This window comes from Exiguobacterium sp. s35, assembly GCF_018617535.1.
Classification (GTDB): domain Bacteria; phylum Bacillota; class Bacilli; order Exiguobacteriales; family Exiguobacteriaceae; genus Exiguobacterium; species Exiguobacterium aestuarii.
In genome coordinates this window covers 357533-369604 of sequence record NZ_JACSKI010000001.1, presented here as the reverse complement: position 1 = coordinate 369604, position 12072 = coordinate 357533, and the positions used below count along the sequence as shown (strand labels likewise).

At 47.2% G+C, this 12072-nt stretch carries 14 protein-coding genes; 5 read left to right on the top strand and 9 right to left on the bottom strand.

The features are described from left to right. Position 1: 1 nt before the first annotated feature. Both KNO75_RS01895 and KNO75_RS01890 read right to left on the bottom strand, forming a co-directional pair. On the bottom strand, positions 2–1237 hold the full coding sequence (locus KNO75_RS01895) for an FtsW/RodA/SpoVE family cell cycle protein (RefSeq protein WP_214819568.1): 1236 nt from the start codon (positions 1235–1237) through the stop codon (positions 2–4). A gap of 86 nt (positions 1238–1323) precedes the next feature. Continuing rightward, positions 1324–1602 carry an Fpa/YlaN family protein gene (locus KNO75_RS01890; protein WP_015881276.1) on the bottom strand — a complete coding sequence of 93 codons (279 nt, stop codon included), beginning with the start codon at positions 1600–1602 and terminating at the stop codon, positions 1324–1326. Between the two features lie 172 nt (positions 1603–1774). On the opposite strand from KNO75_RS01890, the gene KNO75_RS01885 reads away from it, so the two are divergent. Then, positions 1775–2242, top strand: coding sequence for a hypothetical protein (locus KNO75_RS01885; RefSeq protein ID WP_214819567.1), 468 nt, complete (start codon positions 1775–1777; stop codon positions 2240–2242). Between the two features lie 100 nt (positions 2243–2342). Then, entirely contained in the window at positions 2343–3539 is a 1197-nt protein-coding gene (locus KNO75_RS01880; RefSeq protein ID WP_214819565.1) for a multidrug efflux MFS transporter, read from the top strand. 38 nt (positions 3540–3577) lie between these two features. On the opposite strand, the gene KNO75_RS01875 is transcribed toward KNO75_RS01880, so the two are convergent. Together KNO75_RS01875 and KNO75_RS01870 are read right to left on the bottom strand one after the other, a co-directional pair. After that, entirely contained in the window at positions 3578–4894 is a 1317-nt protein-coding gene (locus tag KNO75_RS01875) for a PhoH family protein (protein WP_214750046.1), read from the bottom strand. Positions 4895–4927: 33 nt separating this feature from the next. After that, positions 4928–5377: a PNPOx family protein gene (locus KNO75_RS01870; protein WP_214695585.1), complete on the bottom strand. Its 450-nt coding sequence runs from the start codon at positions 5375–5377 to the stop codon at positions 4928–4930. A gap of 115 nt (positions 5378–5492) precedes the next feature. Between KNO75_RS01870 and KNO75_RS01865 the strand changes: the two genes are divergently transcribed. Beyond that, entirely contained in the window at positions 5493–5693 is a 201-nt protein-coding gene (locus KNO75_RS01865; protein WP_214819563.1) for a YlaI family protein, read from the top strand. A 36-nt stretch (positions 5694–5729) separates the two neighbouring features. Here the strand turns inward: KNO75_RS01865 and KNO75_RS01860 are convergent, their stop codons facing one another. Beyond that, positions 5730–6074 carry a YlaH-like family protein gene (locus KNO75_RS01860; RefSeq protein WP_074034961.1) on the bottom strand — a complete coding sequence of 115 codons (345 nt, stop codon included), beginning with the start codon at positions 6072–6074 and terminating at the stop codon, positions 5730–5732. 87 nt (positions 6075–6161) lie between these two features. Next, on the bottom strand, positions 6162–8006 hold the full coding sequence (typA, locus tag KNO75_RS01855) for a translational GTPase TypA (protein ID WP_214819560.1): 1845 nt from the start codon (positions 8004–8006) through the stop codon (positions 6162–6164). Between the two features lie 163 nt (positions 8007–8169). Here typA and KNO75_RS01850 point away from each other — a divergent pair, with 163 nt between their 5' ends. Then, complete coding sequence (locus KNO75_RS01850) at positions 8170–8349, top strand: DUF5325 family protein (RefSeq protein ID WP_214819558.1); 180 nt, start codon at positions 8170–8172, stop codon at positions 8347–8349. Positions 8350–8407: 58 nt separating this feature from the next. Here KNO75_RS01850 and KNO75_RS01845 read toward each other — a convergent pair whose 3' ends face one another. The 3 genes from KNO75_RS01845 to KNO75_RS01835 form a co-directional block, all read right to left on the bottom strand. Beyond that, complete coding sequence (locus KNO75_RS01845) at positions 8408–9661, bottom strand: inositol monophosphatase family protein (protein ID WP_214819556.1); 1254 nt, start codon at positions 9659–9661, stop codon at positions 8408–8410. A 78-nt stretch (positions 9662–9739) separates the two neighbouring features. Continuing rightward, complete coding sequence (locus KNO75_RS01840) at positions 9740–9928, bottom strand: hypothetical protein (protein ID WP_015881266.1); 189 nt, start codon at positions 9926–9928, stop codon at positions 9740–9742. 237 nt (positions 9929–10165) lie between these two features. After that, positions 10166–10432 carry a UPF0223 family protein gene (locus tag KNO75_RS01835; protein WP_214819554.1) on the bottom strand — a complete coding sequence of 89 codons (267 nt, stop codon included), beginning with the start codon at positions 10430–10432 and terminating at the stop codon, positions 10166–10168. A 157-nt stretch (positions 10433–10589) separates the two neighbouring features. Between KNO75_RS01835 and KNO75_RS01830 the strand changes: the two genes are divergently transcribed. Beyond that, a complete protein-coding gene (locus KNO75_RS01830; RefSeq protein WP_214760628.1) occupies positions 10590–12071 on the top strand; it encodes an aminotransferase class I/II-fold pyridoxal phosphate-dependent enzyme in 1482 nt (493 codons plus the stop codon). Position 12072 lies beyond the last annotated feature (1 nt).

Here is a 12072-nt window from a genome sequence, read left to right as displayed (position 1 = left end):
CTTACCTGACCACATGAAGCGATGAACGTTGAACGTTCTCTTCGGACTTCACCCGAATTTCTTCTCGTCGTGTCGCTTCTCGATGACGGTTACGCATCGAGATACTACTAAGTACCCCGAGAACACCCATCATCATAATCAGCGATGTTCCCCCATAACTGACCAGCGGCAAGGTCACCCCTGTCCCTGGGAACCAACCAGACATCGCACCGATATTGATGGCTGTTTGAATGATGATTTGTGATGCAATGCCAAACGAGACGAACATCGCAAAATGACTATCTGCATGATTGGCAATATGAATCGCGCGAAACGCGATGAAGAAGAGTAGTACCAAAACCGTCAGCACACCGAAGAACCCTAACTCTTCAGCAATGATTGACATAATATAGTCGGTTTCAGGTTCTGGTAAATACCCATACTTTTGAAAACTGTTCCCGAGTCCGACACCGGTCAATCCACCATGTACGATCGAGATGATCGACATGAGCAACTGATGACCGTATCCTTCCGGGTCCATGAACGGGTTGAACACGACCTCAATCCGGCTCCGTTGATTCTCTGAGAAGATTGTCGTGAACAATAAGAACACAGCACCGACACCGGCTAAAATCCCTGGAATCATGATTCGAAGTGGCGCCCCGACTCCGAACCACATGAGAAGCATGATTGATCCGAGGACGAATAATCCTCCCATGTCTGGTTGCCCATTGATGGCGATGGCGTAGAATGAGAAGTAAAAGAGAACAGGTACTAAGAAGAAGGCACCAATTTGAGCGCGCCACCCTTTTTTCACGATGGCAGCCCGAGCGAGACGTCCCGGTAGTCCTTTTAACTCATTATTCCATAGCTCGTGGTAATAGTTCGCAAGCAGTATGATGAGAACGAATTTGGCAATCTCGACCGGTTGAATAGTAAATCCGCCGATGATGAGCCAAGCCCGTGCCCCGTTCAATGGTGGCATCGCCCATGTAACAAATAGCAAGATGACAGAGACCGCATAGAGACTGAGACGAATGCTTTTCTTCCGAAACATCTCATAGCGGAACAGCGTCGCAATCAAGTAGACAAAGATCCCGATTCCTACGTAGACGAGCTGGCGATAGAACAAGCTGCTATTCGCATAGTCCCCACGATTCCAAACGCTCGCACTGTAAATCATGATCGAACTGATCCCGACGAGTAAGAGCACTGACAAAAACAACGCAAAATCAAAATACCGAAACCGTGTTTTCATGTATTCACTTCCTTATGTAAAACAATCCGACAACCTTTATAAAAAAATACTCAAACAGCGCCACTTGCACAGTTTGAGTATAAGGTTCATAATTCTGAAGCTTCTGCCAAGGCAGACAACTTTTGTTCCAATGAATCGAGCAGTCCTTTACCTTCAATGTCTGAAATGAGTCCAAGACGAACCGCAAAATCAATTTGGCGCGATAGTCCAAACATATGTGTATCAAGCACCTCTTCATAAAGCGGGCACTTCGGCATTTTTAGGTTTTCTAACTGCACTTCAATCAGACAACGGATTTTTTCAGCATCCGCCTCGAGTAACTGAAGCGCTTGCTCCCGTTGGATTGCAGCCAAATTTGTCGCCACTACGACCCCTCCTCCGTACGATGACAGACTGTTTGTCATAACTCAACTGTACATTATCTTTCATCATAATTCAATGTACAGTATGGATGATTGCGACATTCTTCCTCTTTTCCATTTTACGAGAAAGAGCGCTATAATGAAACGTGTAATGTGTATAAAGGGGGATGTAAGCATGATTTTTCCACTAGACGGAGCGGTTCGTCACAGTTTGACGATCGATCCGACCGTATGGATTTTTGACGACCGAAAACGAAAGATTGAAGAATTGGACTCGGTGACCGAGAATGACCGTGAGGCTTACTATGCGAAAATGGGGAAAGCATGGGACGATGGTCTATCACAAGGAACAAGAATCGACCACAATAAGCCGATGTCTCGTCAAGATAAAGACGCAGCTTTGCGCGATTCGTTCGCGATGCCGCTCGCACCATTTTTGAACAATGCCGAACCAATTGATATGGCCACACACGTCCGTTTTTACGGAGAAACGGTGTTGACGCTGTCGCTTAGCGAAGCATCACGCGTGTACTTACAATTTTCAAAAGACGGGAAAGTACTCGCTGACGGACCGGTCTATGTATTATATGAAGATCAGGTCATTCGCCAAGTGAATCACATAACCGTACTGAGCAATCAATGAGAAGGAACTTTCCTTCTCATTTTTTGGACTTTTTACTTCACAAAGTGTAATATGTAGTGTATTGACTACAAATTGAATATGAAAGGTCGTGACGCTTACGATGCCTCTTTGGAAACGAAATTTAATAGTTGTTTGGATCGGTAGCTTCTTGACCGCCGCTTCAATGAGTCTCGTCCTCCCCTTCCTGCCGTTGTTTATTGAACAACTCGGTGTAAAGGACCCTGACCATGTCGTCACTTGGTCGGCGATCGCGTTCGGCGCGACGTTCCTCGTGGCCGCCATCGTTTCCCCGATGTGGGGACGTCTGGCTGACCAAAAAGGGAGAAAGTTGATGCTTATCCGAGCAAGCCTCGGAATGGCCATCGTGATGTTTCTCATTAGTTTTGTGCAAGACGTGTATCAACTGGTCGGGTTGCGTTTACTCATGGGTGCCGTTTCTGGATTTATCTCAGCCGGTATCACCTTAGTCGCTTCCCAAACCCCAAAAGAGAAAAGTGGCTGGGCGCTCGGTACCTTGTCGACCGGTGGAATCACTGGTGGTCTACTCGGCCCGCTCATCGGCGGACTACTTGCAGACTGGATTGGGCTTCGATCCGTTTTTCTCTTTACCGGAAGTGCACTCTTCCTCACATTCCTCATCACGCTCTGGTTCGTAAAAGAAGACTTTGTCCCAGTGAAACGTGATGAACTCGCTTCAGTGAAGTCCATTTTCGCCTCACTGCGGCATCCGCAATTGATTGTCGGGTTGTTTGTGACAACGTTCCTCATCCAGTTCTCAACACAATCAATCGGACCACTCTTGACGTTATATGTACGTGAATTAAATCCGCATACGACCGCACTTGCCTTCATGGCAGGGATTGTCGCATCTGCCCCTGGGCTCGCCGCTCTCTTTTCGGCGCAACGTCTCGGACGATTATCGGACCGATACGGGGCAGAACGGATCTTATTTTGGGCACTGCTACTCTACAGTTTATTCTTAATCCCGCAAGCATTCGTCACATCGACGACCCAACTCATTCTGTTACGCTTCGGGATTGGATTTGCGACCGCTGCATTGATGCCATCCGTTCAGTCGTTGCTGCGGCAGCATACACCAACCGCTGCAACCGGAAGAATCTTTTCCTATAATCAGTCCGCTCAGTTCATGGGAAATCTACTCGGACCGCTATTTGGATCCCAAATCGTAGCACACTTCGGATTTTCCGCACTGTTCATCGTCACAGGATTGATCATGATTTCAAACGCCTTTTTAGAACGGACGAACGTCCAATCGCTACAACTCGATACAAAATAACGCCGAGCGCTTAGCTCGGCGTTATTTGTGTATCTCGCTTATAACAAGTCGGCCGCCAATCTTGCGAGAGACGAACGCTCCCCTTTTACCAATTGGACGTGACCGAAGACATTTTGTCCTTTGAATCGTTCAACGGCGTATGTCAATCCGTTCGAATATTCATCTAAATACGGATGGTCGATTTGGTACGGGTCACCGACGAGAACAATTTTCGAGTTCTCCCCGACTCGGGTGAGAATCGTCTTGATTTCATGTTTCGTTAAGTTTTGAGCTTCGTCGATGATGATGAACTGGTCGGGCATGCTTCTTCCTCGAATATAAGTGAGCGCTTCGAGTTGAATCGATTTCATGCCGGCCAGAATATTCCCTAGCTCATCTTTTGAATTGGCACTGAAGAGAAATTCTAGATTATCATAGATCGGTTGCATCCATGGACGTAGTTTTTCTTCCATCTCTCCTGGCAAGTAGCCGATATCGTTCCCCATCGGGACGACCGGTCGGGCGACGACGAGCTTATTGTATCGTTGCTCGTCCTCAACGAGTGAGAGTCCTGCCGCTAGGGCAAGGAGCGTCTTTCCGGTTCCCGCTTTCCCGAGTAACGTGACGAACGGAATGTCATCTCGCAACAATAAGTCGAGCGCCATGCGTTGCTGGACGTTTCGTGGATGAATTCCCCAGATGTGGTCAGCGTCGAGCGCTAGCGGACGAACAATCGGTTGGAGCGTGTCGACCACCGCGAGCGCACTCGCTTTCGACACGTTACTTTTTAACACGACGAACGAATTCGGATATAACGTTTGTTTCGTCAATGCGGATGTCGGAAGTTGGCGTACTTTATAAAATTCATCGATGAGTGCCTGATCGACCTCGATTTCACGATAGCCGGCATACAAATTCGTCGTATCGACGATATGGTCGGTCAGATAGTCTTCGGCATCAATTCCGATCGCGTCCGCCTTCACACGGACCAATATATCTTTTGAGACGACGACGACTTTATGGTTCGTGTCATGCTCGTATTGTTTCATTAATTTTAAGGCAACGAGTAGGATGCGGTTATCGTTCGTCATCACGTCGAATGGAATATCGACTTCGTGTTCGTGTCCAATCTCGACAAAGAGACGTCCACCGTTTTCAAGTGGGACGCCGTCATGAAGTTTCCCCGAAGTTCGGAGCTGGTCTAGAACACGCGACGTTTCACGGGCGTTCCGCCCGACCTCATCCATGTTTCGTTTTTTACCATCAAGTTCTTCTAAGACAATGGCCGGGATGACCACGTCATGTTCTTCAAATTGAAATAAGGATAGCGGATCATGTAGGAGTACGTTCGTATCGAGTACATACGTTTTTTTCATAGACTTTGCCGCCCCTCGACTATAGGATGGTAATCAAGAATGAAGACTTTCTTTCACTTCACGGTCTAATTTTTCCGCCGCTCGGATATCATACGTTTTCGTAATTTCGGGCTGAGCGTATGCTGCACCATAAAATGAGATATTTCTCACTTCTTCGACATGTCCTTCAAAAAAACGAAGATGAAGGCTCGGTTTTACCGCTGGTTCAAATTCTCGAATGGATGAAAGTAAAACATGATAGGACTGACCATCTTCGATAAAGATGAGACCTGCTGTCTTTTCGGTTGATAAAATCGTCACGATATGCGAATTCTTGGTTAAAGCGAACCGCATCGTGTCCTTGTCGAGTGCTTGCACCCAACTGATGGCGTGGCTGATTGGCCAACGCTTTGCCTCATCAAAACCGACGAGAAATGTTAACGGCATGTCATTCAACAATCGCTGTTGAGCGGCTGTCAATTCAAACGTTGCCTTACTCGCCATTCAACTCCCCTCCTTTTAACCGGGTATGGTTGTACCATTCTCCCTTATCGATTCAATTCCCTGCTTTCAACGAATGAAATCATGCTATACTCATCCTATAGAGGAAGGTGAGAAGATGCGTGTAAAATGTTCTCTTTGCGATAAAATCGAAACAATCGACTCATGGTCGTTTGAAGCAAAACGATTGCGCAACAAGCCGGCTAAAACGTATATGTGTCAAGACTGTCAGGAGCGAATCAGCGAACGTACGGCTGAACGCGCCGCATCTGGACAATTCAAGTTATATCCTACATTTCGACAAAAGCGAAATTGGTAATGAAAACGGGCGCCTCCGAAGAGACGCCCGTATTTTTTATGACTCGACTGCATCCTGACGACGGTTCCACCAAAGACGACCGCGATAGATGGCCAACACGATGGCCATGACAGCAAGTACTTCTGGAATCGGCCATGTGAAAAAGACGAGCGCCATCGTCCCTGCGCCAAGTGCAAGTAGAATATAGACGATCAGTGATTTCCACCATGCCAATTGTTTTGCAAAACCAAGCTTAAAGACGAGAATCGTCAGTAAGATGACCGTGACAACGAGTGCGTTGAATCCGACCGAAAAATCGTTCGGGTCGCTCCCGACACCTAGCATCGAGGCAATCCACGGAACATCAATTTGTGTGATATCGATTGTTTGAGAAGCTTTCAAGACAAAGAGTCCCCCTTTATTTCATACACATCCATTCTACACTATTCCATGCAAAAGGGAACGCCGAAGCGTTCCCTTTTCTACTACTTATTCTTTACCAAGTTTACGACGCTTGTCAGCTTTCTCGCGTTCGTTCTTGTTCAAGATTTTCTTACGAAGACGGATTGACTCTGGCGTGATTTCACAGTACTCGTCATCGTTCAAGAACGTGAGCGACTCTTCAAGTGAGAAGACGCGCGGACGTTTCAAGACTTGTGTCGAGTCTTTTGCTGAAGCACGCATGTTTGTCAACTGCTTCCCTTTAACGGCGTTAATCGCAAGGTCGACGTCACGGTTACATTCACCGATGATCATTCCTTCGTATACATCCGTACCTGGCTCGATGAAGATCGTTCCACGGTCTTCGAGTGCACCGATTGAGTAAGCCGTTGACTTCCCGTTTTCGATACAAACCATAACACCACTGCGACGACCACCGATATCAGCTGCGATATACGGACGGTACTCTTCGAACGTGTGGTTCAAGATTCCGTATCCACGTGTCGCCGACAAGAATTCGTTACGGTAACCGATGAGTCCGCGTGATGGAACGATGAATTCCATACGTGTCTGACCGTTATCGTTCGTGTTCATGTTGGCAAGTTCACCTTTACGGAGACCGATCGACTCCATGACTGAACCTGTGTACTCTTCTGGTACGTCGATGATCACGCGCTCAAACGGCTCAACTTTCGTACCGTTTTCGTCTTCACGGATGATAACTTGTGGCTTCGATACTTGAAGCTCGTAGCCTTCACGACGCATGTTCTCGATCAAGATACCGAGGTGAAGCTCACCGCGTCCTGATACGATCCATTGGTCAGGAGAATCCGTGTTTTCCACACGAAGTGACACGTCTGTCTCAAGTTGTTTCATCAAACGCTCTTCGATCTTACGTGCAGTGACGAAGTCCCCTTCACGTCCTGCGAACGGCGAGTTGTTCGTCATGAAGCGCATTTGAAGTGTTGGCTCATCGATACGAAGGAGCGGAAGTGGCTCTTCTTTACCGACTGGCGTAACTGTCTCACCAACGTTGATGTCTTCCATCCCGGCGATAGCGATCAAGTCACCTGCTTTAGCTTCTTCGATTTCAACGCGCTTGAGGCCGAAGTAACCGAACAATTTCGTGACACGGAGTTGCTTCACTGTACCGTCTGTCTTACAGAGCGATACTTGCTCACCGACTTTGATTTTCCCACGGAAGACGCGACCTACACCGATACGACCGAGGTAGTTATCGTAGTCGAGCATCGTCACTTGGAATTGAAGTGGCTCATCTGAGTTATCCACTGGAGCTGGTGTGTTTTCAAGAATTGTATCGAGCACGTGTGTGATCGTGTCTTCTTGGTTTGCTGGATCAGGATCGAACGAACTTGAACCGCTGACAGCCGATGTATAGACGACAGGGAATTCAAGTTGATCTTCATCTGCGCCAAGATCGATCAAGAGATCGACGACTTCATCGACAACGTCGAGTGGGCGAACCATCGGCTTATCGATTTTGTTAACAACGACGATCGGACGAAGTCCTTGGTCGAGTGCTTTTTTCAATACGAAGCGAGTCTGTGGCATACAGCCTTCACGCGCATCGACGACGAGAATAACGCCATCAACCATACGCATGATTCGCTCAACTTCCCCACCAAAGTCTGCGTGACCTGGCGTATCTACGATGTTGATGCGTGTGTCTTTGTAATCGATTGCCGTGTTTTTCGCGAGAATTGTGATTCCGCGCTCACGTTCGATATCGTTCGAGTCCATCGCGCGTTCTGCGACTGCCTCGTTCGTCCGGAAAGTACCAGACTGTTTCAATAATTCATCGACTAACGTTGTTTTACCGTGGTCAACGTGAGCGATGATGGCTACGTTACGAAGGTTTGTTCTTACGTTCATGTAGTTATTCCTCTCTTATTTAAAAAGTTTCAGCTTTTCTTCAACTTTAAGAGTATAGCACACGTCACAGTACCTTTGTCGAGTGGAATCGACTGTGAACGTTTTCATTGGACGTTTTTTATCATACAATGGGGGGGAGAAGAGAAAATAAGGAGGAGTCTCCATGCAGCTTATGTTTCTATTGATTGCCATGGCCGTCGTCGCCGGATTTGTCGGCATCGGCATTGGGGTGGCCGAAGGAAGCGTCGCCATCATTTTAGGCAGTCTCGTACTTAGTGGTGTCGCGACATTCTTTGGTATTCAATTACGCCGTCGCATTCTTTCTGATCGTCAATCTTCATAAACACAAGAGGGTTGCCCGACTTTTGTCAGAGCAACCCTCTTTCCTTTTATTTGATGATTCAAATCGGACGTGTCAAACAGATGCGGTCACGTAAGACCAAACCATCCTCCTCAATCGCATCGTACCCATGATTCATGAAGTAATCACGTTCCACAGAATCAAATCGGAATCCGGCTTGTTGATAAAAGCGCAATTGCATGATGCTTGAATTCCCGGTACAAACGAGGAGTTCTTGACCGCCGAGTGCCGTCGCCCGTTTTACCGCGTCTTGTAGCATCCGCTGACCAATCGTTTGATTTTGCCTCTCCGGTTTCACCGCGATATTGACAAGCTCGATTCGTCCTGCCCCATGCGATACAAGCATATAGGCACCGACGATTTCTCCTCCGAGTAACGCTTTAAACGTTCGTCCTGTTTGAAACTGTTCTCGCACCATCGCTTCATTCGGATTCGCTAAAACAAGCAAATCACGAATTTCTTCATATGATTCATGTTTCACGATTTGAAGATCCGGCTTCGCTTCCGGGGTCACCCCTTTTGCGATGACATAGTGTTTGATGACGTCATTGACGAATGTCTCGCTTCCTGCCAATACAGATGTTCTCCCATCGTATCGAATCGGTTCCCCATATAAGGAAACGACCCGTCCACCCACTTCTTCTACGAGCAATTTCCCTGCAGCATAATCCCACGGCATGTTGCGCATCGTAATGTATCCGTCCACTCGTCCTGCGGCGAGCCAAGCAAGCTCAAGCGATGCAGCGCCGTGTGCCCGTGTCCCAATCGAGTCCCGAACAATCGGGGCAAGGATTTCCGGGGCAATTTGATGGTTCGGGGTGACCCACGTCGCATTCATACTCAAAAATGCATCTCGTACATGATGTTCATGTAGATTCGTCAACGTCCGTCCGTTTAATGTCGCACCATACCCTCTTCTTGCCATGAACATCTCATCTGCCATCACATCATAGACAAATCCGTACTCTACGACCCCATCGACCATCACGGCCACCGAGATGGCGAACATACGCTTCTGATGAATAAAGTTTAACGTCCCATCAATTGGATCGACGAACCATACCGTTCCTGATAACGTGTCCGGCGTATCCGTCGTCCCTTCTTCCCCCATGATTTGATGGTCCGGGAATTGGTTTTGAATACGGCGGACAATCAACTGTTCCACCGCTCGGTCAATTTCAGTGACCAAGTCTCCTTTTCCGGTCTTCCGTTCCACTTCATAATGTTGATCAATCTCGCGACGAATCAGTTCTCCCGCCTGTTTGATTAAATCGACTGCAAACCATTCTATCATCTGTGATCACCTCAACTGTATTGTACCAAACAAAAACCAGTATCCGCTCGGAATACTGGTTGAATGTGTGTGTAATGGTCAGGCTTCGAGACGCAATAATTCTTGGCGGTACTTCTCCAACCGATGCTTGCTAGCCTGAACTGTAGCATCATCCTGTGACGCCATCGCATCGAAAAGGGTTGCCAATTCATAATCAATCTCCAAGCGCAGCACCGGAATCCGTTTTTCTGCGTCTTTTCTTTTGAATGCCTCAATCACTTGTTTCATAAGATGCCACACTCCTTTTGTTGGGCTACAAGTTACGGTTTAGTGAGTTGAATTGAGTATATCAGATAAAATTCGAAAAAGAAAGAGAATTGTCTGACTATTTTGAATTTTTTATCTTAATGGATATATTCCCAATTTTAATCCCCTTAAACCTGAATAAGTGTTAGGTAACTGTACCCGACTTTTAAGAAGAAATAACAAAAAAGCATGCCTGAATTTGCACGGGCATGCTCGGACTTACAATTTAATCATTTTGCTCGATGACTTCATCGCTACTTGAATGGTACGATACGTAGAATATCCAGTCTGTTCATCGTGAACCGCGTTCAGTTGTTTCTCTTCTGACTTAGATGTTACGATTTGCTTGAAAGCTCGATACGCGTCTAGGAAAACCTCACGCTCGACTCCACCTTCGTTCGCTTGTGCGACGACATTATAAAACTCGACGACCTCGATCAATTCATCGGTCGTCCAATCCGGATTAATCGGATAATTGATTTGCATATTGTTCACCTCGACACTCATTGTATCAACAAAAAAAACTATTGCAAGTTACGTCAGAAATCTCTATAGTTTTTTTGTTGCTTCTTTTTTAAATCAACATATAACGTAACGATATCATTCATCTAATAAATAAACTGATTCCAAGGGGGATTTACGATTGAAATTAAAAGGTGCTACTCAGCTCGAAACGCCACTATTTGACACGTTACTTGAACATGTCGACTCAAATCCGATTGCGTTCCATATTCCTGGTCACAAGAGCGGGAAAGGGATGGATCCGGAGTTTCGTGACTTTATTGGCGAAAACGCCCTAAAAATTGATTTGATTAACATTGCCCCACTCGATGACCTTCATCATCCAAAAGCGGCAATCGCTGAAGCGGAACGCTTGGCGGCAGAGGCGTTCCGTGCTGATGAGACCTTTTTCTCCGTTCAAGGAACGTCGAGTGCCATCATGGCGATGATCATGGGCGTCGTCGGACCGAATGAGAAAATCATCGTTCCACGTAACGTGCACAAATCGGTCATGTCCGCGCTCGTCTTGACGGGTGCACACCCGGTCTTCATCCACCCAGAATTCGATGAGACGTACGGCATCGCGCACGGGATTACAGCAAGTGCCGTAGAACGTGCACTCGAGCTTCACCCTGATACAAAAGCCGTACTCGTCATCAACCCGACTTATTTCGGTGTCGCGGGTGATTTGGAGCGCATCGTTGATGTCGCTCATGCACAAGATGTACCCGTACTTGTCGATGAGGCACACGGTGTCCATCTTCCGTTTCACGATGAACTCCCACTCTCGGCAATGCAAGCGGGAGCGGACGTGGCGGCAACGAGCGTGCATAAACTTGGCGGATCGATGACAGGAAGTTCCATCTTGAACGTGCGCCGTGGTCTCGTTTCACCAGAGCGGATACATGCGATGCTTTCGATGATCACGACGACTTCAACATCATACTTGCTCCTTGCTTCTCTTGATGCGGCGCGTCGACAGCTTGCTACGAAAGGTCATATGATGAACGAACGTGCGCTTGACCTTGCTCGAGCAGCACGGACAGCAATCGGTCAAATGCCAAACTTGTCGGTTTACGGACACGCGGAGCTTCACTCAGAATCGACTTATGCACTCGATGAGACAAAAGTTCTCGTATCTGTTCGCGAGCTCGGTGTGACAGGATTTGAAGTCGAGAAGTACCTTCGTGAGAAACACCGCATCGAAGTCGAAATGTCAGATTTATTGAACGTGCTCTTCATTGTTACGTCAGCAGACGATGAGTCGACGATTCAAGCATTGATTGAAGCGATGCGTGACGTCGTGTCCGTTTATCAGAAGTCTGGGAATGACTCACTCTCAATCATGCTTCCTGAAATCCCGCCATTGGCTCTTAGCCCGCGTGATGCATTTTATGAAGAGACGGAGACGATCCCTCTTGAGAACGCCGTCGGACGCATTTCAGCTGAATTCATTATGGTGTACCCACCAGGAATTCCAATCATCATTCCAGGTGAATTGATCACAACGTCGACACTCGAATACATCATGGCCAACATCGAAGCCGGTCTCCCGGTTCAAGGTCTTGAAGATGAGTCTCTTCAAATGATTAAAGTCATCCAACAAACAAAAGCGATTCGCTAAA